This window comes from Nocardia sp. 852002-51101_SCH5132738 (genome assembly GCF_001665695.1).
Classification (GTDB): Bacteria; Actinomycetota; Actinomycetes; order Mycobacteriales; family Mycobacteriaceae; genus Nocardia; species Nocardia nova.
Genome location: NZ_LZML01000023.1, coordinates 1 through 25,479, shown reverse-complemented (window position 1 = coordinate 25,479; position 25,479 = coordinate 1). Strand labels below are relative to the sequence as shown.

Annotated in this window: 19 protein-coding genes and 1 tRNA gene; 12 read left to right on the top strand and 8 right to left on the bottom strand. The window is 67.7% G+C overall.

Annotated features, from left to right (window positions below; translation table 11 throughout):
* The first annotated feature begins 144 nt into the window (after positions 1–144).
* Positions 145–1,851, top strand: coding sequence for an amidohydrolase family protein (locus A5789_RS02725; protein WP_064906456.1), 1,707 nt, complete (start codon positions 145–147; stop codon positions 1,849–1,851).
* Positions 1,852–1,969: 118 nt separating this feature from the next.
* Positions 1,970–3,148 carry a thiolase family protein gene (locus tag A5789_RS02720; RefSeq protein WP_064906458.1) on the top strand — a complete coding sequence of 393 codons (1,179 nt, stop codon included), beginning with the start codon at positions 1,970–1,972 and terminating at the stop codon, positions 3,146–3,148.
* A gap of 44 nt (positions 3,149–3,192) precedes the next feature.
* Here A5789_RS02720 and A5789_RS02715 read toward each other — a convergent pair whose 3' ends face one another.
* Together A5789_RS02715 and A5789_RS02710 are read right to left on the bottom strand one after the other, a co-directional pair.
* On the bottom strand, positions 3,193–3,621 hold the full coding sequence (locus A5789_RS02715) for a nuclear transport factor 2 family protein (protein WP_063018693.1): 429 nt from the start codon (positions 3,619–3,621) through the stop codon (positions 3,193–3,195).
* Positions 3,605–4,315 (bottom strand): TetR/AcrR family transcriptional regulator, encoded by a 711-nt coding sequence (locus A5789_RS02710; RefSeq protein ID WP_227462955.1) that lies wholly within the window; start codon positions 4,313–4,315, stop codon positions 3,605–3,607. The genes A5789_RS02715 and A5789_RS02710 overlap by 17 nt, the downstream gene beginning before the upstream one ends.
* 220 nt (positions 4,316–4,535) lie before the next feature.
* Here A5789_RS02710 and A5789_RS02705 point away from each other — a divergent pair, with 220 nt between their 5' ends.
* Together A5789_RS02705 and A5789_RS02700 are read left to right on the top strand one after the other, a co-directional pair.
* Positions 4,536–5,693 carry an aromatic ring-hydroxylating dioxygenase subunit alpha gene (locus A5789_RS02705; protein WP_064906460.1) on the top strand — a complete coding sequence of 386 codons (1,158 nt, stop codon included), beginning with the start codon at positions 4,536–4,538 and terminating at the stop codon, positions 5,691–5,693.
* A gap of 44 nt (positions 5,694–5,737) precedes the next feature.
* Positions 5,738–7,378 carry an amidohydrolase family protein gene (locus A5789_RS02700; protein WP_064906461.1) on the top strand — a complete coding sequence of 547 codons (1,641 nt, stop codon included), beginning with the start codon at positions 5,738–5,740 and terminating at the stop codon, positions 7,376–7,378.
* Positions 7,379–7,461: 83 nt separating this feature from the next.
* Here A5789_RS02700 and A5789_RS02695 read toward each other — a convergent pair whose 3' ends face one another.
* A complete protein-coding gene (locus A5789_RS02695) occupies positions 7,462–8,961 on the bottom strand; it encodes an aldehyde dehydrogenase (RefSeq protein WP_064906463.1) in 1,500 nt (499 codons plus the stop codon).
* A gap of 171 nt (positions 8,962–9,132) precedes the next feature.
* On the opposite strand from A5789_RS02695, the gene A5789_RS02690 reads away from it, so the two are divergent.
* The 3 genes from A5789_RS02690 (at position 9,133) to A5789_RS02680 (ending at position 11,489) form a co-directional block, all read left to right on the top strand.
* Positions 9,133–10,356, top strand: a complete 1,224-nt coding sequence (locus A5789_RS02690) for a cytochrome P450 (protein ID WP_064906465.1) — start codon at positions 9,133–9,135, stop codon at positions 10,354–10,356.
* Between the two features lie 103 nt (positions 10,357–10,459).
* Entirely contained in the window at positions 10,460–11,020 is a 561-nt protein-coding gene (locus tag A5789_RS02685) for a DUF2165 domain-containing protein (RefSeq protein WP_063030408.1), read from the top strand.
* A 49-nt stretch (positions 11,021–11,069) separates the two neighbouring features.
* Positions 11,070–11,489: a PPOX class F420-dependent oxidoreductase gene (locus A5789_RS02680; protein ID WP_064906467.1), complete on the top strand. Its 420-nt coding sequence runs from the start codon at positions 11,070–11,072 to the stop codon at positions 11,487–11,489.
* Here the strand turns inward: A5789_RS02680 and A5789_RS02675 are convergent.
* From A5789_RS02675 to A5789_RS02655, 5 genes are all read right to left on the bottom strand, one after another.
* A complete protein-coding gene (locus A5789_RS02675; protein ID WP_064906469.1) occupies positions 11,471–12,286 on the bottom strand; it encodes an enoyl-CoA hydratase/isomerase family protein in 816 nt (271 codons plus the stop codon). The genes A5789_RS02680 and A5789_RS02675 overlap by 19 nt on opposite strands.
* A 301-nt stretch (positions 12,287–12,587) precedes the next feature.
* Entirely contained in the window at positions 12,588–13,115 is a 528-nt protein-coding gene (locus A5789_RS02670) for a gluconokinase (RefSeq protein ID WP_064906473.1), read from the bottom strand.
* 6 nt (positions 13,116–13,121) lie between these two features.
* Positions 13,122–14,495 carry a glucose-6-phosphate dehydrogenase gene (locus tag A5789_RS02665; RefSeq protein WP_063017497.1) on the bottom strand — a complete coding sequence of 458 codons (1,374 nt, stop codon included), beginning with the start codon at positions 14,493–14,495 and terminating at the stop codon, positions 13,122–13,124.
* Positions 14,492–16,318: a glycoside hydrolase family 15 protein gene (locus A5789_RS02660; protein ID WP_064906475.1), complete on the bottom strand. Its 1,827-nt coding sequence runs from the start codon at positions 16,316–16,318 to the stop codon at positions 14,492–14,494. Before A5789_RS02660 ends, A5789_RS02665 begins: the two co-directional genes overlap by 4 nt.
* 328 nt (positions 16,319–16,646) lie before the next feature.
* Positions 16,647–16,720, bottom strand: a tRNA-Arg gene (locus tag A5789_RS02655).
* 182 nt (positions 16,721–16,902) lie between these two features.
* Between A5789_RS02655 and A5789_RS02650 the strand changes: the two genes are divergently transcribed.
* From A5789_RS02650 to A5789_RS02630, 5 genes are all read left to right on the top strand, one after another.
* Entirely contained in the window at positions 16,903–18,939 is a 2,037-nt protein-coding gene (locus A5789_RS02650; RefSeq protein WP_063017507.1) for a cytochrome c oxidase assembly protein, read from the top strand.
* Complete coding sequence (locus tag A5789_RS02645; protein WP_082857341.1) at positions 18,936–19,886, top strand: threonine/serine dehydratase; 951 nt, start codon at positions 18,936–18,938, stop codon at positions 19,884–19,886. The genes A5789_RS02650 and A5789_RS02645 overlap by 4 nt, the downstream gene beginning before the upstream one ends.
* A gap of 162 nt (positions 19,887–20,048) precedes the next feature.
* Positions 20,049–20,558, top strand: coding sequence for a single-stranded DNA-binding protein (locus A5789_RS02640; protein ID WP_082857342.1), 510 nt, complete (start codon positions 20,049–20,051; stop codon positions 20,556–20,558).
* Positions 20,559–20,633: 75 nt separating this feature from the next.
* Entirely contained in the window at positions 20,634–22,310 is a 1,677-nt protein-coding gene (ettA, locus tag A5789_RS02635) for an energy-dependent translational throttle protein EttA (RefSeq protein WP_030517883.1), read from the top strand.
* Positions 22,311–22,557: 247 nt separating this feature from the next.
* On the top strand, positions 22,558–25,479 hold a 2,922-nt coding region (locus tag A5789_RS02630; protein WP_193615541.1), incomplete at its 3' end, for an NAD-glutamate dehydrogenase domain-containing protein.

Genomic DNA, 25,479 nt, shown 5'->3' with positions numbered 1-25,479 from the left:
GGACGGTAATCCGGAGCAGGGCCTAACAAGTAAGTACCTACTTTCTCACGGTACCCGGTGATACGCGAGCGTTTCCCGGGTTATGTTGAGTGAGTACCTGCTTATTTATGCTCGGGCGGCCCGCACCGGGAAGGATGGAAAACCATGCATGACATCGTGATTCGCGGTGGGAACGTGGTCGACGGAACGGGTGCGCCGCCGCGTCGGGCGGAGGTGGCGATCGACGGGGACCGGATCGTGGACATCGGCCCGGCGGTCGGCTCCGGGCGCCGAGTGATCGACGCGTCGGGCCGGTTCGTGACCCCCGGGTTCATCGATGTGCACACCCATCTGGATGCCCAGCTGTTCTGGGATCCGCTCGCGACGCCCTCGTGCTATCAGGGCGTGAGCACGGTGGTGATGGGCAATTGCGGCGTCACCTTCGCGCCGGTGCGGCCGGGGCAGGAGGGCTACTTGGCGGCGATGATGGAGTCGGTGGAAGACATCCCGGCCGACACGATCATGGCCGGGCTGGACTGGGGCTGGCAGACCTACGGCGACTATCTGAAAACACTGGGCGACCGCGAACTCGGCGTGAACGTCGGCGGGCTGATCGGTCACGCCGCCCTGCGCTACTACGTCATGGGGGAGCGCAGTCTCGACGAGGCGTCCGCCACCGCCGAAGACCGCGCCGCGATGGCGGAACTGGTCGGCGAGGCCGTCGACGCCGGAGCGCTGGGCTTCTCGACCTCCAGGACCTATATGCACACCGTGCCGGACGGGCGGCCGGTGCCGGGCACCTTCGCCGACGTGGAGGAGCTGTCGGCGATCGCCGGCGTCCTCGCCGAACGCGGGCGCGGCACCTTCCAGGTGGTCCCGCGCATCGGCGAGCGCGACGGCGCCGACCGTGCCAATTCCCGCGCCGAAATGGCGTGGATGGAACAGGTGAGCCTGAATTCCGCTCGGCCCCTGACCTTTTCGATCATGCAGAGCGACCGGCGTCCCGGACTGTGGTCCTGGGTGATGGAACAGACGGCCGGGGCCCGCGCGCGAGGTGCCGATCTGCGCCCGATGACCGCGGTGCGCGGCAGCGCGATCGTCTACGGAATCGCCGGACGCACCCCGTACGACGCACTGCCCACCTGGTCCGAGGTGATGGCCGAACCGCCGGCTACGCGGCTCGAGTTGCTGGCCCGCGGCGACGTCCGCGACCGCCTGATCGCCGAAGCCGAACTGCCCTCGCAGGCATCAGGTCCGCTGGCGCCGAAGGATCCGGCGAAAATGTATCTGCTGCCGCCGGGTTCGGCCGCCTACGACGTCGGGGCGGACAACAGCCTGGCCGCCGAGGCGCGTCGGCGCGGCGTCGGCGCCGCGGCCGCCTTCATCGACTACACGCTCGAGACGAACGGCCGTGGACTGCTGTACTACCCGGTGCTCAATCAGGATCTGGACGCGGTCGCGCGCATGATCACCAACCCCGACGTCGTATTGGGCGTCGCCGATGCGGGTGCGCACGTCGCGCTGACCATGGACGCCGGCAATTCGACCTATTTCCTGCGGCACTGGGTGCGGGATCGGGCACTGCTGGGGATCGGCCCGGCCGTCCGGCGACTGACCGTCGATGCCGCGAATCTGTTCGGAATCGCCGATCGCGGGGTGCTCGCACCGGGCGCGTACGCCGATGTGAACGTCATCGATCTGGCGAATCTCGACCTGTTCGCGCCGGAGATGGCCGCCGATTTCCCCTTGGGCGCACAGCGATTCGTGCAGCGGGCACGCGGTTACGACTACACGCTGGTCAACGGACACGTGCTCGTCGACCACGACGAAACCACCGGTGCGGTCCCCGGCCGGTTGGTCACCGCGCGCTGAGAATCTCGCGGGCCGATGGCGCGTTGCCGCCGAAGCGGGCCGTTGCCCGTGCGCCGGGCCGTCGTTACGATATCTAAGTTAGAGAACACTTACTTATTTGAGAATCGGGGTGGCACCAATGAGCCATGAGGCCGTGATCATTTCGGGCGCGCGCACGGCGATCGGGACGGCATACAAGGGGTCGCTCACCGAAACCGACGCCTTCACACTGGGAACGGCGGCCGTCGCCGAGGCGGTGCGCCGCGCGGGCGTCGAACCCGAACTCGTCGACGACGTCATCCTCGGCGAATCGCTGTACGGCGGCGGGGCGATCGGCCGGTACGTCGCCATCGAGGCCGGGCTGGTGAACGCGCCCGGTATCGCGCACAACCGGCACTGCGCCTCCGGACTGTCCACCCTGCAGAGCGCGGCCGCCTCGGTGATCGCCGAAATGGATCGGATCGTGGTGGCCGGCGGCGTGCAGTCGAGTTCGACCGCACCGACGGTGAATCGGCGCATTCCGGGCTCCGAGGAATGGGAGGAGGACTGGCTCGCGCCCAGTCACCGCGAAACTCCGGACGCACCCGTGCGGGATATGTCGATCACGGTCGGGTGGAACGCCGCGGTCAAGGCCGGGATAACGCGCGCGCAGATGGACGAGTGGGCGTTGCGTTCCCATCAGCGCGCGGTGGCCGCGATCGACGCCGGCAGCTTCACCGAGGAGATCGTGCCGATCGAGGTAACCCGTCGCGACGGCAGTACGGTCACCTTCGCCGTCGACGAACATCCCCGGCGCACATCGTCATTGGAGAAGCTGGCCTCCTTGAAACCGCTGCATCCCGAGATCGAGGGCTTCGGCATCACCGCCGGGAACGCCGCGGGCATCAACGACGCGGCCGGTGCGGTGGTGGTCGCGGACCGCGCACTGGCCCGCGAGCGCGGAATCGAGCCGCTGGCCGTGGTCCGGGCCTGGGCGTCGGTGGGCGTCGTGCCCGCGGACACCGGCCTGGCGCCCGCGCCCGCGATCGAGAAGGTGCTCGCGCGCGCCGGACTGTCGGTGGGCGATGTGGCGCTCTGGGAGATCAACGAGGCCTTCGCCTCGGTCGCGGTCGCCGCGACCAGGGCGCTGGGGCTCGACGAGGAGAAGGTCAATGTCCTCGGAAGTGGGTGCAGTCTGGGACATCCCGTGGCGATGACGGGAACCCGGATGGTGTTGAGCCTCGTGCACGAACTGCGGCGCCGCGGCGGTGGGGTCGGCGTCGCGGCGATGTGCGCGGGAGGTGGGATGGGCACCGCGGTCGTCGTCGACGTGCCCTGAGCTCGCGCCCTCGGCAGCCGGAAGATGTTCGGCTGCCGAGGTTCTCACCGTGGCTCGAGCGTTTCCAGCAGGGCGTGGGTGTCCTGCTGGAACACCCGGATCTCGCGGACCATGCCGTCGGCGAAGGAGAACAGTTCCACCACGTCGACCGTGGCGTGCCGCCCCGATTCCTTGGCCGTCCAGGTCTGGGTGGTCAACTGCACCACCGATTCCTCGGAGCCGAAGATGCGCGGATTGTCGATACTGCGCTCCCAGTACCGTCCGAACGACTCGCCCATGGCGGCCACCCCGGCATGTCCGTGGTAGCTGCCGCCGTGTGGCAGTGAGGCCGGTTGTTCGATGCGGATGTCGGGGTGGAACAGCGCCAGCGCGCCCGCGCCGTCACCGGCGGCGAAGCGGCGCGACAACTCCGTCACGATCTCCAAGCCGTTGCGCGACGCGGTGCCGCGCGGTGAATCATGCTGTGGGCTCATCGGATTCGGCCCCCTCGATCACCGGGAAGAATCCCTTGACCGTGCCCTCGCTGATCAATGTGACGGCCCGGTCGCGGTCGGCCTTCTTGGCGGTGCCGTGCCGGGTTTCCAGGGCCTGCATCAGTGCCATGCCCATCACCGCGCGGGCGGAGATGTCGGGCGACTCGAAGGGGAATCCGTAACGATCCTCGACTTCGCGCCACGCCTCGGCGAGCCGGTCCATGGCGACCGCGAAATTCTCCCGGTAGAACCGCCGGGCCACCTGTGGATCGCCGAACAGCACCAGGCCCAGGAGCGGCAGCACCTCGTCGAGCGTCGAAATCAGTTGGCGGTACAGACCTTTGAGCGTCTCCAGCTGTCGTTGCGGGGTCAGCGGCTGATCGCGGTCGACGACGGCGGTCGCGGCGACCAGATCGTCGACGGCCGACTTGAGCGGTTCCACCACCGCTTCGAAGAACAGTTGATCCTTACTCTCGAAGTGCCGGTAGATGATTCCCTCGCTGATACCGCTGTGCTCGGCGATCATCTTGACCGTGGTGCCGTTCATATCGCCGGTCTCGCTGAAGGCGCGGCGCGCGGCGGCCAGGATCGAACTCTTGCGCGCCTCGGCGGTGAGCCGGCGCCGTACCGGCGGTGCGTCATTGGCGGGGGTGGGCGGGATCGTGGAACTCCCGGTCGTCGTGGTTCTGGCCACGAGTCCTCCTCGTTTCCGGGCCGACGCCGGTGCCGATCGGCGTTGTTAGTGGGTACACACTTTATCCTAATGCGCTCGCGACGGCATCCACCGCTCGGCGTGATCACGGCGATCTCTCCAGGTAGAACCGGGTTCTCGCATTTCCTTGCGGAGTAAGTAATCACCTACTAAGCTCCGAGGTGACCGTCCTTCGGGTCCGGAGTTTCGGGTGGAGTGTGTTATGGACAGGCAAGCGCTGGAACACAGCCTCGCGCGCCGATTGCTCGACCACATCGACGAGGGCACCACCGATCTGGCGCCGGAAATCCTCGAGTTGCCGACCGATATCTATTCGACCCAGCGGCACGCCGAGGAATTCGACGTCCTGTTTCGCGGCCACCCTCTGGTGCTGTGCCTGTCGGGCGCGCTTCCGCACGCGGGCACCTACCGCACCGTCGACCTGTGCGGCGTCCCGATCCTGTTGACCCGCAACGACGAAGGCCACGTCCGCGCCTTCGCCAACGCCTGCCGCCACCGCGGCGTGCGAGTGGTCGACGGCGGCGGCGCCCGCAGCAGGTTCGCCTGCCCGTTCCACTCGTGGACCTACGATCTCGACGGCCGCCTGGTCGCCGTGCCCGTGGACGACGCCTTCACCGGAATGTGCCTGGAGCGCAAGGGACTTGTCGAACTGCCCGTCAGCGAGGGGTACGGGCTGATCGTCGGATCGCTGCGCCCGGGGCCTGCCGTGGACATCGACGAATATCTCGGCCCCGGCCTGGCCGACGAACTGGCGGTGCTCGAGTTCGCGGACTGGGAGTTGTACGGCGAACCGCACGTGCACCGCGTGGGGGCCAACTGGAAGGTCACCCTCGACACCTTCCGTGAGAACTACCACTTCCGCTTTCTGCACCGCCGGACCCTGGCGAAATACGCCTACGGTGGCGTGCTGACCTTCGAACCGTTCGGGCGGCATCTGCGCAATTGCTCCGCACTGCGCTCGATCGACGAACTGCGCGAGCTGCCCGACGAGCAGTGGGGCGACGTGATGGGCCATATCAGCCTGCAGTACGCGCTGTTTCCGAACACCAGCCTCACCTTCGACAGCCGGCACGTGGAGCTGTGGCAGATCGTCCCGGTCGACGCGAACTCCTCCGAAGTCGTGCACAGCACATATCTGCGCCCCGGTCTGAGCGAGTCCGAACGGGCCAAGGCCGTGGAGATGGCCCCCTGGATCTGCGAGACCGTGGTCGACGGGGAGGACTTCTGGGTGGCGGCGCGGACCGAGCCCGGTATCCGGGCAGGCGTGCTGGACACCATCGTGTTCGGCCGCAACGAGCCCGCCCCCCAGCATCTGCACCGCGGTTTCGAGGACGCGCTGGCCGTCGCCCGCCGGGCGTGAGAATGCCCGACCCCCTTGCCGATTCACACTTTCCGGGAGGACCCATGGATCTGTTGCTGCGCCGCGCCTGGCTGGTGGACGGAAGTGGCGACCCCGGCAGGGCCGCCGAGGTGGGAATCACCGGGGACCGCATCACCGCCGTCGGCGCGCCCGGCGAGCTGACGCCGGGACCGGACACGCGCATCGTCGATCTCGACGGGCTCACCCTCACACCGGGTTTCATCGATATCCACACCCACTACGACGCGCAGATCCTCTGGGACGGCGATCTCACGCCCTCCTGCTGGCATGGTGTCACCACCGTGATCATGGGCAATTGCGGTTTCGGGGTGGCGCCGACCCGGCCGCCGCATCGCGAAATCATCGTGCGCACACTGGAAAACGTCGAGGGTATGTCGATGGAGGCGCTGAATGCCGGCATCGACTGGTGCTTCGAGACCTTCCCGCAGTATCTCGATGCCCTCGAGCGGCGCCGCAAGCGGCTCAATGTCGGTGCGTTCCTGGGACATACGCCCCTGCGGCTGTTCGTCCTGGGCGGAGAGGAACGCGCCGCCACCCCCGCGGAACTCGACACCATGCGCGCGCTGGTCCGTGAGGCGGTGACCGCCGGTGCGGTCGGACTGTCCACCTCCCGCCAACCGGCCCATCAGGGTGCGTTCGGCCGCCCGGTGCCCAGTCGCTTCGCTGAGGTCGACGAGGTCGACGCGCTGGCGGCGGAACTGGGCGCGGTGGGCAAGGGCATCCTGCAGGTGTCGATCGGGCCCGGCATGTTCGTCAACCAGTTCTCGGATCTGTCCGTGCGCTACGGCATTCCGGTCACCTGGACAGCGCTGGTGGCGCGCGCCGACAAACCCGGCGCCGCCATGCGCACGGTGGAGCGCGGCGGTGCGCTGCCCGGTGAGGTGTACCCGCAGATCGCCTGCCGGCCCATCGTGATGCAGGTCAGCCTCGCCGACCCCACGCCGCTGGGGGAGATCGACGAGTGGAAGGAAGTCCTCGCCCGGCCGCGGCAGGAACGCGCCGCGCTCTACCGGGACGCGGCATGGCGGGAGCGGGCCCGCCCGGCGACGCTGGCCGCATGGGCGCATCGGTGGCCCAAGGTCGCCGTGGAGGAAACCGTCGCCGATCCCGCCGCGGTGGGAATCCCGTTGGACCGCTTGGCCGCCGAGCGTGGTACCACCGCCTTCGACCTGATGCTCGACGTCGCGCTCGCCGACGGGATGTCGACGCGCTTCCGCGTGGTCCTCGACAACGACGGCGACGACGAGATCGGTGATCTGCTCGCCGACAAGCGCACGATCCTGGGCCTGTCCGATGCGGGCGCGCACGCCAGTCAGCTCTGCGACGCCTGCTACTCCACCCATCTGCTGGGACATTGGGTGCGCGAGCGCAAGGCCATCGGGCTGGAAGACGCGGTGTGGCGCCTGACCGGTCAGCCCGCGCACGCCTTCCGCATCCGCGAGCGCGGGCTGATTCGCGAGGGGTATTTCGCCGACCTGGTGGCCTTCGATCCCGCGACCGTCGGAACGACCCCGATCGAGCGGGTGCACGATCAGCCCGGGGGAGCGGATCGGCTCGTCGTGCGCAGCACCGGCGTCGCGCACATGTGGGTCAACGGCGTCCAGACGCGCCGTGACGGAGTGGATGTGGCCGACACGGCTGCGGGGCGGCTGCTGCGTAGCTGATCGAGTCGTTCCGGCGTGCCGAAGGGGCCGGCGAATATCGCTCGGCCCCTTCGGCATTCGCTGCGCGGCACCGGCGCGAACGGTCAATCCGTATCGATCCACACGGATTTGACCTCGAGGTATTCCTCCAGCGAATGCGGTCCCATCTCGCGTCCGTATCCGCTCATCTTGTATCCGCCGAACGGCACCGCCGGATCGAACAGCAGCATGGTGTTGACCCAGACGGTGCCGGTCCGCAATCGGGCCGCCAGCCGATGGGCGGTGCCGATGTCGCGGGTCCAGATTCCGCCCGCCAGGCCGTAATCGGAATCGTTGGCCCGCTCGGCCACCTCGTCGAGGGTGTCGAACGGCAGCACGCAGGCGACCGGACCGAAGATCTCCTCGCGCGCGATCCGCATCTCGTCGCGCACATCCGCGAATACCGTCGGCTCCACGAAATAGCCGGCGGCGAGATCGCCGATATCGATGCGCGCCCCACCGGCCGTGGTGCGCGCGCCCTCGTCCGGGCCGATCGCCAGGTAATCGCATACGCGGTCGAGTTGCTGCCGGGAGACCAGCGGGCCGATCCGGGTGCGCGGGTCCAGGCTGTTGCCGACGGTGAGCGACCGCGCGAAATCCGACAGGCGGTCGACGAATTCGTCGTAGATCGGCCGCTCGACGAAGATGCGGGTCCCGGCACAACAGGTCTGGCCCGAATTCGAGAACACGCCCATTCCGGCGCCGGGAACCGCCTTCGTCAGATCGGCATCGGCGAAGACCACGTCGGGAGATTTTCCGCCCAGTTCCACCGACACGCGTTTGAGGGTGTCGGCGGAGGATCGGATGATCTCGCGACCCACCGCGGTCGATCCGGTGAACGCGATCTTGTCCACGCCCGGATGCACGGTCAGCGCGGCGCCGGCGGATTCACCGTCGCCGGTCACGATATTCACCACGCCGTCGGGAATCCCGGTCTCGCTCAACAGTTCTCCGAGCCGCAGCGCGGCCAGGCTCGCCTCCTCGGCGGGTTTGAGCACGAGGGTGCATCCGGTGGCCAGCACCGGGGCGATCTTCCACACCGCGTTGGCGACCGGGCGATTCCACGGCACGATCGCGGCGACGACCCCGACCGGCTCCTTGACCGTATAGCTGAACACCGAGCCCGGAATCGAATTCGGCAGCGTCTCACCGTGAATCTTGGTCGCCCAGCCCGCGTAGTACCGCAACACCTCGGCTTCCCAGGCGCGCGACCCCGGCCGGCGGCGGCCCAGCGGCGAACCCATATCGAGCGATTCGAGCAGGCGCAGTTCGTCGAAGTGCTCCTGCACCTTGTCCGCGAACGCCCACAGCAGGGCCTGGCGATCGCGCGGGGAGAAGTGCTGCCAGGGGCCCACCAGCGCCGAGCGGGCCGCGGTGACCGCGCGGTCGGCATCGACGGCATCGGCGGCGGCCAGTTCGGCGATCACCGCGCCGGTGGAGGGATCGATGCTGACGAAGGTGCGCCCCGAGGCCGCGGCCTCCCATCGGCCGCCGATCAGCAGGCGTTTGGTGCGACCGTCGAGGAACGCGGGGAGTGAAGCGACTGCTCCGGTGCTTGTCGACATGGAAATCCTTCCTGACCACGGCACATCGAGCGGCCGCCGCCGGACAGGTTGTGAGTAAGAACTTACTAACACATGGTAGGTCACGGCTTCCGGTCATCCGCTAGAAAGTGATCACTTACCCTGTTACTGTGAGTTGGCGCCCACTCGGTGCCCGAGCCGCCAGGGGAAACCATGGAGAAGACAACGCCGAATGGCGTACGCCTGCCCGATGATTGGTGTCTGCGCCAGTTCGACCACCTCGCACCCGAACTCGCCGCCACACTGCCGGAGACGATGGCCCGCATGCGTGAGCTGTGCCCGGTGGCGCACAGCGACCGCTACGGCGGATTCTGGGTGGCCTCCGGATACGAGGAGGTGCTGAGCGTGGCGCAGAACTGGTCGGTGTTCAGCTCCGCGCACGGTCTGTCGGTCACGGGCACCAAGGGGGTGGTGCGCAATCTGCCTGTCGAAGTCGATCCGCCCGAACAGCGCGCCTACAAGAGCCTGATCACCCCGTACTTCACCCCCGCGGCGGTCGCCGACTGGGAACAGCCGACGCGCGATCTGGTCACCCGCCTGCTCGACGGTTTCCTCGCCGCCGGGGAGTGCGAATTCATGAACGCCTTCGCGCGGCCGCTGCCCAGTCTGGCCTTCTTCGAACTCGCCATCGGCGCGCCCGCCGACGAACTCGATACGGTGTCGCGACTGGCTTCTCGGTCGTCGATTCCGAATCATCCCGAATCGCGCGAATGCTGGAAGGGCTTGTACGCCTGGGTCAAAGGCTTTCTCGCCGCCCGGCGCGAGCAACCGCCGCGCGGAGATGTGGTCGATGCGGTGCTGGCCGCCGAGATCGACGGCGTGCCGCTGACCGAGGACGAAACCATCGGAGCGGTACAACTTCTCATCCTCGGTGGGCTCGAAACCACCGCCGGTGCGCTCGGACTGATGGTGGAGCGGTTCTGCCGCGAACCGGAGATCCCGCAGTTGCTGCGCGAACGCCCCGAGCTCATGCCGAAGGCCGTCGAGGAACTGCTGCGGCTGGATTCGCCGTTCGTCTCGGTGGGCCGCACCGCGGTGCGCGACACCGAATTGGCCGGCCACGTCATCGAATCCGGTGACAAGATGCTCATCCACTGGGCCTCGGCCAATCGTGACGCCGGCGAATTCCCGGATCCGGACCGATTCGACCCGACCCGGACTCGCAACCGCCACTTCGCCTTCGGCGCCGGCCCGCATCGCTGTGCGGGCTCCAACCTGGCCCGTTTGAACCTGCGCGTGGCGCTCGAGGAGATCGTGCGGCGCATGGATCACATCGCCGTCCGGGACGGGGCGGAGATTCGGTATCACGCCGGTCTCACCCGTTCGCCCCTGAGCCTGCCGATCACCTTCGTCGCCCGCGAACCCGATCGAACCTAGCACCGGCTGTGGCTCCCGGCGGCGAAAAGCCCCTTCGCACTTGGTCGTTGATGGGAAGCCGCTGCGGTTGACGCGGTTTCGCCGAACCGTTTAGGTAAGCATCATGCGAATCGGCGGTGCGGGAATTCTCGACGTGCTCGGTAGCCGACGGACGGCGGTGGCGGTACTCGCGACGATCACCGGCTTCTACTACTTGTTCGTCGCGATCACCAACTGCACCGACACCGTCACCAATCGCCGCGGCGTGGCCGCCGTGCTCTCGATGCGGGCCACGATCCACAATCCGGGCACCGACTGGCGTGCCCTCACCAACGGCGACATCGCGCTCGTCGTCTACATCCTCGTGGTGATCTGGGAGTTCTCGATCGCTCTCGTGCTGCTCGTCGCCGCGGCCTGCTGGCTGCGGGAGCTGAGCGGGCGGCCACGCCGGGTGCCGGTGCGACCCGGCACCGCGGCGAAGCTGTCCAGTATCGGCTGGACGATGGCGGTGCTGCTGTTCGCGGGGGCGTTCCTGACCGTCGGCGGGGAGTGGTTCCGGATGTGGGCGAACAAGGAGGTCAACGCCTCCTCGGCGGCGTTGCAGAACTTCCTGATCGCCGGCATCGGCCTGGTGCTGGTACATCTGCCCGACTCGGCGCCACGGGCCGCCGCGCCGTCGGAATGAGTTGCGGCTGTGCGGGAACAGTGTCCGCGCGGCCGGGGTTGCAGCGCGTATGGAACTCGACACCGCGCTCGACTTCGCCCGTACGACCTCGCGGTCCGTCCTGACCACCCTGCGCCGCAACGGGCATCCGCAGCTGTCGAACGTCACCCACTGGGTCGCCTCCGACGGCATCATCCGGATCTCCATCACGGCGGACCGGGCCAAATACGCCAATCTGCGCCGGGAGCCGTGGGCGGCCCTGCACGTCACCCGTGACGACTTCTGGGGCTACGCCGTCCTGGAGGCCGATGTCGAACTGACCCCGGTGGCCGCGACCGCCGACGACGCCACCGTCGAGGAGCTGATCGCCTACTACCGGGCGCTCAGCGGCGAGCACCCGGACTGGGCGGACTATCGCCGCGCGATGGTCGCCGACCGCCGGGTGATCGCGCGTCTGCGTCCCACCCGCGCCTACGGCATGCTGCCCTGAGGCCTGCGCTCGCCGGACGTGGGCAGCCCCTCGGGAATCCATTGCGGCGCGCGCTTTTCCATGAAGGCGCGCATTCCCTCCCGCGGTTCCGGCGAGGTTTCCAGGGCGAGGAACATGGTCTGATAGTCGATGCTGCCGTAGCGCTCGTTCAGCATGCGTTTCACCTGGGCGCGGGCCTGCGGTGCGGTCTGCAGGATTTCGGAGACGGCCGCGACGGCCTCCTCGCGCAGCCGCTCGTGCGCCACCACCCGGCTGATGACGCCGAGTCGCCGCGCTTCGTCCGCGTCGAATCGCCGCGCCGACAACAGCAGATCCCGAGCCACCGCCACGCCGACATGGGCGGGCAGCACCGCGGCGTAGGTGGCGTCGGGAATGCCGCGCAGTAGCTCCGGCACCCGGAACACCGCCCGCTCGCTGGCGACCGTGATATCGGACATCATCGCGATGAGCAGACCGCCCGCCTGACAGATCCCGTTCACCGCCGACACCACCGGAGCGCGGCTGTCACGGATGGCGAGGAAGGGCAGCACATCCTGACCCGACAGCTCCGGCGGCAACGCATCCCCGGGCTCGGCGCGCCCGCCCAGGTCGCCGCCCGGCGCGAACACGTCATCGGTCCCGGTGATGATCAACGCCGCCAGATCCGGATCCGAATTGACCAGGTGCACCGCACGTTTGATGCCGAAATACATCGCCGGCGTCAGCGCGTTGCGTGCTGCGGGCCGGTCGATCACGCACCATCCGATCACGCCGTCGCGCTCGAATCGCAGCCCCGCCGCACCGAGATCGTCAGTCATGGGATAAGAATATCAATCTCACTTATTGGATATTCCATTCTCACCCGGGCGACTCGACTTCACCGGCGCATAACCTTGCGGCAACGTTGGGCATGCATGCTGGCACCCTCCGCTGAATCGAAAGGTAAGACCCGAATGGACTTTCTGACTGTGCTCGTGGACATGTTGGCTGCGCTGGGGGCCAGCGGTAGCGCGGGCTGACCACCCATCACGACACAACCCGGCCCACCACATCACGGATGTGGTGGGCCGCAGGCGTTCCGGGGACAGTTTCGAGCATCGCTCACCGCGTGGGAAGAGATCATCCGGTCAGAAAGGCGACGGCCTGGTCGGCGACGGCTTCCGGCGTCCGGTCGGCGTGCAGGATGAGGCCGCGTTCGGCGGGTTCGAGCGGTTCGAGTGTCGCGAGCTGGGATTCGAGCAGCGACACCGGCATGTAGTGGCCGTGGCGGTGGGAGATGCGTTCGCTGAGGGTTTCCCGGTCGGCGATCAGGAGCAGGAAGACGGTCTCCGGCGCGGCGGAGCGCAGGATGTCGCGGTAGCGGCGTTTGAGCGCCGAGCAGGCGACCACACCGCCGTCTCCGCGGAGATGGCGGTCGCGCAGCCAGTGGCTCACCGACATCAGCCAGGGTTCGCGATCGGCGTCGCTCAGCGCGATGCCGGCGGTCATCTTGGCGATATTGGCCGGCGGATGGAAGTCGTCCGCGTCGGCGAACGGCAGGTCGAGCCGTGCGGCGAGCAGCCGGGCCGTCGTGGTCTTGCCGGTTCCCGACACTCCGGTCACGACGACGCAGGGCGGGACCGTCCGGCGGGGCGTCTGCGCGGGCACAGGTGATCATTCGCTGTGATCGGCGCCGGCCGGTCCCTGCGACCCGGCCGGATACTCGTCGAGCGGCACCACATCGCGCGACCACGCCGACAGGATCGGAGTCACCACGCGCCAGGCCTGTTCGGCCTCGTCCGCGCGGATCGAGAGGGCCGGGTCGCCGTTCAGTACGTCGAGCAGGAGCCTGCCGTAGGCCGGCAACTCCGGCGGTTGCACCTGAGCGGTCAGAGTGAGCGGCACCAGGGTCCCGGCGGTGGCGCCGACGGCCGTCAGACCGAGCGACAGGCTTTCGGGGTCGAGCCCGAACCGCAGCACATTGGGCTCCGGCGTTCCCTGATGGCCGAAGGGCATATGCGGGACCGGGCGGAAATGGACGGCGACCTCGTTGCGATCGGTCCCGAGTGCCTTGCCGCTGCGGAGCACGAAGGTCGTTCCCGACCACCGCCAGCTGTCCAGCGTCAGTTCGACCTCGGCGAAGGTCTCGGTCCGGCGACGCGGGTCGACGCCCTCCTCGTCGACGTAGGAAGGAACGTCGCGATCGCCGATCCGTCCCGCGAGATACCGTCCGCGACGCGTGCGGGCGGCGACATCGGCATCGGTCAGCGGACGCACCGAGCGCAGCACATCGACCTTGCGGTCGCGCAGGTCCCGTTCGGACAGCGTGATCGGGGGTTCCATGGCGATCAGGCACAGCAGTTGCAACAGATGGTTCTGCACCATGTCCTTGAGCGCGCCGACGTGGTCGTAGTATCCGGCCCTGCCCTCGAGGGTGAGGGTTTCGTCCCAGACGATCTCCACCTTGGCGATATGCGCGCTGTTCCAAATGGATTCGAGGACGCGATTGGCCAGCCTGCTGCCGAGCAGATTCTGCACCGTGGTCATGGCGAGGAAGTGGTCCACGCGGAAGACGGCTCGCTCGGGCACCAGATCGGCCAGTAGCCGATTCAGTTTCTCGGCACTGTCGAGGTCTTCGCCGAACGGTTTCTCGAGCACGATCCCGCTGCCCGCGGGCAGTCCCACCTCGTGCAGGGTCGTGATCGCGGCGGGAAACACCGCCGGGGGCAGGGCGAGGTAGACCGCCACCGGACCGTCGCCGGCGATCGCCGCCGCCACCTCGTCGGCGTTCTGGATGTCGGCCCTGCGGTACCGCGTCGCGGCGGCGACCGCCTTCCGGGCGTCGGGCGGCGCCTCCGCGGCATGCTCCTCGAGTTGGGCTACCACCCACTCGTGGAACTCTTCGTCGCTGCGGCCCTTGCGATCGGCGCACACCATCTCGAAACGGCTGTCCAGATGCCCGGCCTGGAACAGGGCGGCCACGGCCGGCAAGAGGTAGCGCCCAGCGAGATCACCGGTGCCGCCGAAGACGGCCAGACGCGTGATCATGTCGCACCTGCCTTCGCTCGCGCGAGTTTCACCCCGCTGGAAATGATGCCGATATGACTGAACGCCTGCGGAAAATTACCCATGAACGTGCCGGTCGTCGGGTCGATCTGCTCCGCGAGCAGGCCGACGGTGCTCGCGCGGGCACACAGGGAGGTGTAGAGCCGCTCGGCGTCCTCGAGCCGTCCCTGCGCGGTGAGGTTGTCGACCATCCAGAAACTGCACAGGACGAACGCGCCCTCGTTGCCGGGCAGGCCGTCCGGTGATTCGTCGTGCAGGTACCGATACAGCAGTCCGTCGCCGGCTCCGAGCCGATCGGCCACCGCCTCGGTCGTCGCCGTCATGCGTGGATGATCGGCGGGCACGACGCGGCGCAGCGGCAGCGCCAGCAAACTCGCATCCAACTCGCCGCCACCGTCCAGATGGGCACTGAGGGTGTGGGCCCGCTCGTCCCACGAGTTCTTGAGGATCGCCTCGCGAATCTCGTTCGCGGTACTGCGCCACATCGCGACGGGACCCGGCAGGTCGAATCGTTCCCCGATCGACGCGGCGCGGTGCAGTGCCACCTGGCACAGCGCCGCGGAATAAGTGAAAACCCGGCCCGGGCTGCGCACTTCCCAGATGCCCTGGTCCGGCTCCTGCCACGATCGGCCCGCGGCCTCCGCCAGATCCGACAGATTCGACCACAGCAGCGGCTGCAACTCACCGCCGGTGCGCAGCCATTGGTCGGCGCAGTCGAGGATCTCGCCGTAGACGTCGTGCTGGCGCTGGTCGGTGGCTCCGTTGCCCCAGCGCACCGGCCCGCTTCCGCGGTAGCCCTCCAGGCCGGTGTCCACCATCTCGTCCGGAACCGGATCGCCGTCGATGTCGTACATGATGCGTGGCTCGCCGCTGCGCTCGAACGCGTCGAGCACCCAGCCCAGGAAGGCGTCGGCCTCGTTGCGGAAACCGATGCGGCGCAAGGCATAGACGGCATACGACGCGTCGCGGATCCAGACGTAGCGATAGTCCCAGTTGCGGACGCCGCCGATGGGCGCCGGCAGCGACGAGGTGGGTGCCGCCACGACGGATCCGCTCACCCAGTGGTCGCAGAGTTTGAGCGTGATCGCGGAGCGCCGGACCAGTGCCTGCTCGGGACCGTCGTAGACACACGTCCGCATCCACGAGCGCCAGGCGTCGGCGGTGTGGCGCAGCATCGCCGCGGCGTCGAAGCGATGGTGGCGGTGGAAGCGCCCCCACGACAGCACGAGCTCCAGCCGCTCGCCCTGGACCAGGTCGAAGGTGGTGTGCACGCCGTCCAGCGGCCGGTCGGCGCGCAGATGCAGCCGCAGGTTCGGTTGCGAGGCGACCCGGATCTCCAGCCCGCTGAGCACCGGCCGCAACTGCGCACCCCCCTGCGGCGCGATCTCGACCGCCACCCGGACGTGCCCGCTGACGACGATCGCGGAGCGAACCAGTTCCGAGCGATCGGCGGGCGCGTCGTCGCCGAGATCGGAGCCGGGGCGCACCACCATGGCGTCGGTCACTCGGAGAACGCCGGTGGCGCTGCGCAATTCGGTTTCCAGCACTCCGGTGTCCGGCTGATAGCGCTGGCGACCTTCCAAAGGATCGGCCGGCGCGACGGTGAAGTGGCCGCCGCGGGCATGGTCGAGCAGCCCGCAGAACAGCGGTTGGGTGTCGAAGCGCGGCAGGCACAGCCACGGGATCGAACCGTCCATCCCGACCAGCGCGGCCGTCGTACCGTCTCCGATCAGACCGTAGTCCTCCAGCGGGAGATACCCGTCGCTCCGGTGGATCGGCCGGAACGGTGGATCGGGATCGTGCACGCCACCCCCTTCCACGAGTGGAACGCCCGGCGACAACTAGAGGGAAGGCTATCAGCTGGCATCCGGTGGGAAACCGGAACAGAGCGGCCGATACCTGCCTGAAACCACGAATAATCGACTGGCTGGCTAACGCAGGCTTTCCCGGCGGGACGCACAGGCCGAAGGGCGGCCGGAGGCTCGGGGGTGTGGGATGCGGTGCTGACTGCCCGTCGGCGTGCGAGGCTCGCCCGGCGACCGACCTTCCGCAAAAATTCCTGGGTGTTTAGCCGTTGAAGCGAGTGGGTAACCACAGTCCAACCCGGAATAAACGCAGGTCAGAGTGGTAAAGCGCCCCCGGCAGGAATCGAACCTGCGACCTAGGGATTAGAAGGCCCTTGCTCTATCCAACTGAGCTACGGAGGCATGGCAGTACCAAACACCATGCCCGGTTTAGGGCAGCGTGTCCAGCGAGTTGATTATAGCGAGCGTCCAGATCGGTGCTGGTCATCGACAACGCCGTGGACGACTGTCGCCCTCGTCACAGCGAGCGGGGCGGATTCGGGCCGGGAAGGCTGTGAGGTGGGCCGCCAACTACGCTGAATAGTATGTCGTCACCGCAGGACCCGCCCGTCGAAGCCGACCCCCAGGCCGTGCGGCCGGAGGCGACGGCGTTCCCGGTGCTGGCGGTGGTGGCGGTAGGTCTGACCGCGCTGGTCGCGCCGATCGTGGTGAGTCTGTCCGCGGCGCAGGCGCTGACTCTGCTCGGCATTCCCGATCCCGGCCCGCTGACCACCTACGGCCTGCCCGCAGTGCGGGCGGTGGCCGATTTCTCGGCCGCGATCGCGGTCGGGTCGCTGCTGTTCGCGGCCTTCCTGTGCCCACCGCAGCGCGATGGTCTGCTCGATGTCGGCGGTTACCGGGCCCTGCGTCGCGCCGGGATCGCGGCGCTGGCCTGGGCGGTGACCTCGGCTCTGCTGGTGCCGTTGACGCTGTCGGACACCACCGGCCAGCCCGTGCGCTCGGTGTTGCGGCCCGATCAGATCTGGCATGCCATCGGCAAGGTCGATGTCGCGGGATCCTGGCGCGCCACCGCGATCATGGCGATTCTGCTCGCCATCGGCTGCCGGCTGGCCTTGCGCTGGGGCTGGACACCCGTATTGTTCGCCTGGTCGCTGCTGTGCCTGATTCCGGTTGCGCTGACCGGACATTCGTCGTCGGGTGGCGCCCACGATGTGGCGACGAACAGCCTGATCCTGCATCTGGTCGGCATGGCCGTGTGGGTCGGCGGACTGTTCGCGGTCCTCGCCTATGCCATACGCGGTGGAAAGTACACCGGTCTCGCCGCACGACGATTCTCCCTGGTGGCGACGTGCGCGTTCGCGGTCGTCGCGGTGTCGGGTGTGCTCAACGCCTGGGTGCGGGTGCCGTGGGACGAATTGTTCACCACCACCTACGGCCGGTTGGTAATCGCGAAAACGGTCGCACTCTGCCTGCTCGGTGTCGCCGGATTCCTCCAGCGCCGCCGCGCCCTTCCGGCGCTGGCGGACAATCCCCGCGACCGCTCGGCCTTGATCAGTTACGCCGGAGTCGAGATCTTGATCTTCGCGGCCACGATCGGCCTGGCCGTCGGGCTCGGCCGCACCCCGCCGCCGGATCTCAAACGGGTGCCCTCGCCCGCGGAGGTCGAACTCGGCTACAACCTCGCCGGGCCGCCGACCGTCGGCCGCATCCTGTTCGACTGGCGCTTCGACATCATGTTCGGCACCCTCGCCATCGTGCTGGCGGTGCTGTATCTGGTGGGCGTGCGGCGCCTGCGCGCACGTGGCGACGCCTGGCCGGTGGGGCGGACCGTGGCGTGGCTGTGCGGTTGTGCGGTGCTGCTGATCGCGACGAGTTCCGGGGTGGGCCGGTACGCCCCGGCCATGTTCAGCGTGCATATGGCCCAGCACATGCTGCTGTCGATGCTCGCGCCGGTGCTGTTCGCACTCGGGGGCCCGGTGCTGCTGGCTCTGCGCGCCCTGCCCGCCGCCGGCCGCGACGCACCGCCCGGGCCGCGGGAATGGGTGCTGGCCGCGGTACACAACCCGGTCTCGCGTTTCCTGACCCAGCCGGCTGTCGCTGCGGCGTTGTTCATCCTCGGCTTCTACGCGCTGTATCTGGGCGGCATCTTCGATGCGGTGGTCGGCGAGCACGGCGCCCATCTGGCCATGAATCTGCACTTCCTGGTGTCGGGCTACCTGTTCTACTGGGTCGTTCTCGGTATCGACCCCAAACCGCGCCAGGTCCAGCCGCTCACGAAGGTCGGCATGGTGTTCGGATCGCTTCCGTTCCACGCCTTCTTCGGCGTCGCGCTGATGAGCATGACCACGGTGATGGGCGAGTGGTTCTATCGCGGGCTTGGATTGAGCTGGAACACCGATCTGCTCGGCGATCAGCGCACCGGCGGCGGGCTGGCCTGGGCCAGCGGTGAGATTCCGCTGGTCCTGGTGATGCTGGCGCTGCTGGTGCAGTGGTCGCGCAGCGACAACCGCACGGCCAAGCGCTTCGACCGGGCCGCCGAGCGCGACCACGACGCCGCCCTCGCCGCGCACAACGCCATGTTCGCCGAACTGGCCAAACGTGACCGCGAGGTGAAACCGTGACCGAGGCGCCCGCGCAGATTCCGCGCCTTTTTCGCGCCGATATCCGGGCCGCCCGCGAGCGGCTGGGTAACGACGTGCGGGTCACGCCCGTATTCCACACCGAGGTGGCCGGTCCCGAGGGGCCGGTCAAGGTCACTCTGAAGCTCGAACATCTGCAGTACGGCGGCACGTTCAAGGTGCGGGGCAGCCTCAACGCGCTGCTGCAGTCGGAGGACGACGGCCGGCCGGTGGTGATCGCCTCCGGTGGCAATGCGGGGATCGCCGCGGCGCTGGCCTGCGCGTTGCGCGGCCGCGCCTGTACCGTCGTCGTCCCGGAAACCGCACCGCACACCAAGGTCGCGGCGATGTGGGGATACGGCGCGGAAGTGCTGTGGCACGGAACGACCTATGCCGAATCCAAACGCCACGCCGACGCGGTGACCGCGGAGCGGAACGCGCTGCAACTGCACGCCTACGATCTGCCGGCGGTGGTTGCCGGGGCCGGTGTGGTGGGGCTCGAGATCGAGCGTCAGGTGCGCGGACGGCCGCCGGTGCTGATGGCGGTCGGCGGCGGGGGCCTGATGGCCGGTATCGCGATCGCGCTCGGCCCGCGCTCACGAGTGATAGGCGTCGAACCCAAGGGCGCGCCGACGCTGTACGCGGCGCTGTCGGCGGGGCGCCCGGTCGATGTGCCGGTCGACAGCATCGCGGCGGATGCGCTGGGCGCCAGCAGGATCGGCGATATCGCGCTCGATACCGCGATTCGCTACGGCGTCGGCTCGGTCCTGGTGGGCGACGACGCGATCGCGATGGCACGCGAATATCTGTGGCGGGAATTCCGGCTGGTCGTGGAGCCGGCGGGCGCGGTCGCCCTGGCCGCGGTACAGAGTGGGGCCTATGTCCCGGAGCCCGGCGAGCGGCCGGTGATCGTGCTGTGCGGCGCCAATACGGACGTGAGCAACCTCTGACCACGTGGACTCCGGAACGGGGCCTGTTCACACCCAGGCGAGTTGTCCACATATTCGCATCCGGGGCTGGTGAGGCGTCGCGGCATCGGCGACGCTGAGTAGGTCACGTCGGCCGAGGGCGCCGCGGACGGGGGCGCAGTCGAATCGCGAAGGGGGACAACCATGTACGAGGCGAATACCGCCGTTATCGGCACCGTCGTCACACATCCCGTACGGCGGAGCCTGCCGGGTGGTGAACAGGTGATCAGCTTTCGGATGGCCAGCAATGCCCGCCGCTTCGATCGCGATACCGGCGGCTGGGTGGACAGCGGCACCCTGTTTCTGACGGTGACCTGCTGGCGCCGCCTGGTGGAGGGGGTCGACGCGTCCATCCGTCGAGGGGATCCGATCATCGCCTACGGTCAGCTGCGCACCAACGAGTACCGGACCAGGGAAGGTGTGCAACGCCACGATCTCGAGATGCGAGCCGCCGCGCTGGGGCCCGACCTGGGCCGCTGTGCCGCTCCGGTGCTGCGGCGGGGCGGCGCCCGGAACTCCGGCCCGGACCTACACGTTGTCCCCGAAGGGGACGACGCGGTGCCACAGGCGCCGCCGGGCGAGTCCGGACCTGCCACGGGCGAGGGATCGACTACGGTCGAGCCGGTCTCCGCGGCGGCCGCCGACGCCGGATGACTACCGTTACCTCTGCTCCGCTCGCGCGGTCCTCCGTTTCGACCCACTGGTTCCGACACCGATAGGCTTTCCTACATGGCTGAGTTCATTTACCAGATGAAGAAAGTTCGCAAGGCGCATGGCGACAAGGTCGTCCTCGACGATGTGACCTTGAACTTCCTTCCGGGCGCCAAAATCGGCGTCGTCGGTCCGAACGGCGCCGGTAAATCGAGCGTGCTGAAGATCATGGCCGGACTGGACCAGCCGAACAACGGTGACGCCTTCCTGGCGCCCGGAGCCACGGTCGGCATCCTGCAGCAGGAGCCGCCGCTGAACGAGGAGAAGACCGTCCGCGGCAACGTGGAGGAAGGCCTCGGCGAGATCAAGGTGAAGCTGGACCGCTTCAACGAGATCGCCGAACTCATGGCCACCGACTACTCCGACGAGCTCATGGATGAAATGGGCAAGCTGCAGGAGGACCTGGACCACGCCGACGCGTGGGATATCGACTCCCAGCTCGAGCAGGCCATGGACGCACTGCGCTGCCCGCCGCCGGACGAGCCGGTCGGCAACCTCTCCGGCGGTGAGCGCCGCCGGGTGGCGCTGTGCAAGCTGTTGCTGAGCAAGCCTGATCTGCTGCTGCTCGACGAGCCCACCAACCACCTCGACGCCGAGAGCGTCAACTGGCTCGAACAGCATCTGGCCCAGTACCAGGGTGCGGTCCTCGCGGTCACGCACGACCGGTACTTCCTGGACAATGTCGCCGGCTGGATCCTCGAGCTCGACCGCGGCCGGGCCTACCCCTACGAGGGCAACTACTCCACCTACCTGGAGAAGAAGGCCGAGCGACTCGAGGTTCAGGGCAAGAAGGACCAGAAGCTGCAGAAGCGGCTCAAGGAGGAACTGGCCTGGGTGCGTTCGGGCGCCAAGGCTCGCCAGGCCAAGAACAAGGCCCGCCTCGGTCGCTACGAGGAGATGGCCGCCGAAGCGGAGAAGATGCGCAAGCTGGACTTCGAGGAGATCCAGATTCCGCACGGCCCGCGCCTGGGCAATGTGGTGGTCGAGGTCGAGCACCTGGACAAGGGGTTCGGCGACCGGCAGCTGATCAAGGATCTGTCGTTCACCCTGCCGCGCAACGGCATCGTCGGCGTGATCGGCCCGAACGGTGTCGGTAAGTCGACGCTGTTCAAGACGATCGTCGGACTCGAGCAGCCCGACAGCGGCGAGGTCAAGGTCGGCGACACGGTGAAGCTGAGCTATGTCGACCAGAACCGCGCCGGCATCGACCCGAAGAAGACGGTCTGGCAGGTGGTCTCCGACGGGCTCGACTACATCGAGGTCGGCAATCAGGAGATGCCTTCGCGCGCTTATGTTTCCGCCTTCGGCTTCAAGGGCCCGGATCAGCAGAAGCCGGCCGGTGTGCTGTCCGGTGGTGAACGCAACCGCCTGAACCTGGCGCTGACCCTCAAGCAGGGCGGCAACCTGATCCTGCTCGACGAGCCCACCAACGACCTCGATGTGGAGACTCTCGGCTCGCTGGAGAACGCGCTGGAGAACTTCCCCGGCTGCGCCGTCGTCATCTCCCACGACCGGTGGTTCCTCGACCGCACGTGTACCCACATCCTCGCGTGGGAGGGCGACGACTCGAATCCGGCCAAGTGGTTCTGGTTCGAGGGCAACTTCGAGGCATACGAGGCCAACAAGGTCGAGCGCCTGGGCCCGGAGGCGGCCCGTCCGCACCGCGTTACTCACCGTAAGCTGACTCGCGACTGACCTTTCGGCTCGCGCAGTCGACCGACCACCCGGACGTGCGTCAATCTCTCAGGGGCGCAACGTCATCGCGGCCTACCCGGGTCTCGGCGTAGGCTGCGAACACGGGCGTACCAACCGGCCCGTTCGAGGTAGCTGAGCGTCGCCGAGGGTTTAGAAGGAATACACCCCGGCGCCTCGGCTACCCAGCTACTCTCGACCCCGGCGTCACTTTGTTGCGGAACCGAATCCGAGGGAGTTGGCGAAAAAAATGACGGTCTCGTCCGAATTGTCCAGTAACGCGTGGGCGGAGAGTCTGCCGGAGCCGCTGCGGGGAGAACTCGCAACGCTCGAATCGGCGTACTTCCGTCACGTGGATGCCGGCGATGTGGACTGTGCGATCACCGGAAGTTCGGCGCTGGTCTTCCGAAGGCATCTCGAACTGGGCTTGCAACGTCCCCCGGGCGCGGCGCGCGTGCGGGTGTACCACCCCGACGACGGCAGCGGCATCGGGGCGGCGGTGCAACTGGTCACCGACGATATGCGTCTGCTCGTCGAATCGGTGGCTTCGGCCCTGACCCGGATCGGCGCCACCGTCAGCGAAGTGATCCATCCGATCTTCGAGGTGATGCGCGACGACGAGGGACGGCTGCATTCCGCGGCCCCGCACGAGGTCGACGGCAACGGTGTCACCGGCTTGCGCGAATCCTGGATTCACGTGCAGCTGCATCCGTCCACGAGCCGCGACGTCCTCGAGCGCATCGAGGCCGAGGTGCCCGATGTGCTCACCGACGTACGTCAGGTCATCGGCGATACCGAAGCGATGCGGGCGGTGCAGGATCGCCTCGCCCGCGAGCTGATCCGGACCGCGGATGCGGGATCCTCGCCGTACCCGGTCACGGACCTGGTGGACTGCGCGCATCTGCTCCGCTGGCTGGCAGACGGGCATTTCACCCTCCTCGGCTACGCCCGCTTCCAGCGTCGCCCCGCGACCGGTGCGGAAGCGAAATCCGTTGTCGTGCCGGACAGTTGCCTCGGTGTCCTGCGACCCAACGTCGGGACCGACTTCCAGGTTCCGGGCGACGGCGGCCGGCGTCCGCTGCTGATGCTCACCCAGGGGCTGGTCCCGGCGACGGTGCACCGCTCGGTCTATCCGTATTTCATCGGTGTCGCGGAAACCGACGCCTCGGGCACGGTCGTCGGCGAACATCTGTTCATCGGTGTGTTCACCGTCGCCGCCCTGCACGAGAACGTGCTCGATATTCCGGTGATCGCGCGCCGGGTGCGCACCGTGATCGAACAATGCGGATTCGATCTCGAATCGTTCTCGGGCCAGGCGATGCTCGAGGTGATCCAGTCCTTCCCACGTACCGAGTTGTTCTCCTCGGATATCGACACGATGCGGCGGACCGCCAGCGCCGTGCTCAGCGTGGGCATGCGTCGACAGGTGCGGCTGTTCCTCCGCCAGGATTCCTACGGTCGTTTCGTGGCCGCCATGGTGTATTTGCCGCGCGACCGCTACACCACCCGGGTTCGGCTCGAGATCCAGGACATCCTGGTTCGCGAGTTGGGCGGTGTATCGATCGACTACTCGGCGCGCGTGTCCGAAAACGAGCTCGCCAGCGTGTACTTCACCGTGCATCTGCCCGAACCGGGCACTCGGGTCGATACCTCCGAGGCCAACCGGTTGCGGATTCAGAATATGCTCGCCGAGGCCAGCCGCACCTGGGACGATCATCTGCGCGACGAGGTGGCTCGGTCCACCGTGCTGGATCCCGCTGTCGTGCAACGGTATGCGGCCGCACTGCCCGACGGGTACAAGGAGGATTTCGGACCTTCCCGGGCGCTGGCCGACATCGTGCGGCTGGAGCGCCTCGCCGGCGAGACCATCGATCAGCATCTGTATCGCAGGCCGGACGCCGCGCCCGGGTCATGGCGATTCACTCTGTACGTCGGCAGCGGTATTTCGCTGAGCCAGGTGTTGCCACTGTTGCAGAGCCTGGGCGTCGAGGTGGTCGACGAACGGCCCTACGAGGTCGAATTCGGCGACGGCCGGAGGGCGTGGATCTACGATTTCGGTTTGCAGGCCCGACCCGACCTGCTGCGAATGTCGTTGGACCGCAACATGGATGCGGAGCTGGTGGAAACCGCCGACCGGCTCGATCTCCTCGACGCGCAGGAACGTGGATTACGCGAGCGCTTCACCGAGGCGTTCGACGCCCTCTGGCACGGCCGGGCGGAAAGCGATCCCCTCAACGAGTTGGTGTTACGGGCCGGACTGCAGTGGCGGTCGGCGTCGATTCTGCGCGCCTATTCGAAGTACTTGCAGCAGGCGGACTTTCCGTACAGTCAGGCCAATATCGCTCGCGTTCTGCTCGCCTCGCCGGATATCGCGCAGCTGTTCGTCGGACTGTTCGAGGCCATGTTCGATCCCGATTCGGCCTCCGCGGATCGTGCGGACGAGCTGCGTCCGGCAGTGCGGGAACGGATCAACGAGGTCGTGAGCCTGGATGCCGACCGCATTCTGCGTGCCATCCTCGGTGTCGTCACCGCCACGCTGCGTACCAACTACTACGTCGTCGACGCCGACGGGTTGCCGCGTGACTACCTGTCGCTGAAGGTCGAGCCGCACGCGATTTCGGAGCTCCCGCGGCCGCGGCCGCAGTTCGAGATCTTCGTATATTCCCCGCGGGTCGAGGGCGTCCATCTACGTTTCGGCGCGGTGGCGCGTGGTGGTTTGCGGTGGTCGGATCGCCTGGAGGATTTCCGGACCGAGATTCTGGGTCTGGTGAAGGCGCAGGCGGTGAAGAACGCGGTGATCGTGCCGGTCGGAGCCAAGGGCGGGTTCGTGGTGAAACGCCCGCCGGCGCCCAGTGGCGATCCGGCAACCGACCGCCAGGCCCTGCAGGGCGAAGGAGTGGAGTGCTATCGCACCTTCATCAGCGGTCTGCTGGATGTGACCGACAATGTCGATCACGCCAGCGGTGAGGTGATTCCGCCGGCGCGGGTGGTGCGCCGCGACGGTGACGACACCTATCTGGTGGTCGCGGCGGACAAGGGGACTGCGACATTCTCCGATATCGCCAACGACGTCGCCAAGAAATACGGTTTCTGGTTGGGTGATGCGTTCGCGTCGGGTGGTTCGGCGGGGTATGACCACAAGGCGATGGGGATTACCGCGAAGGGTGCGTGG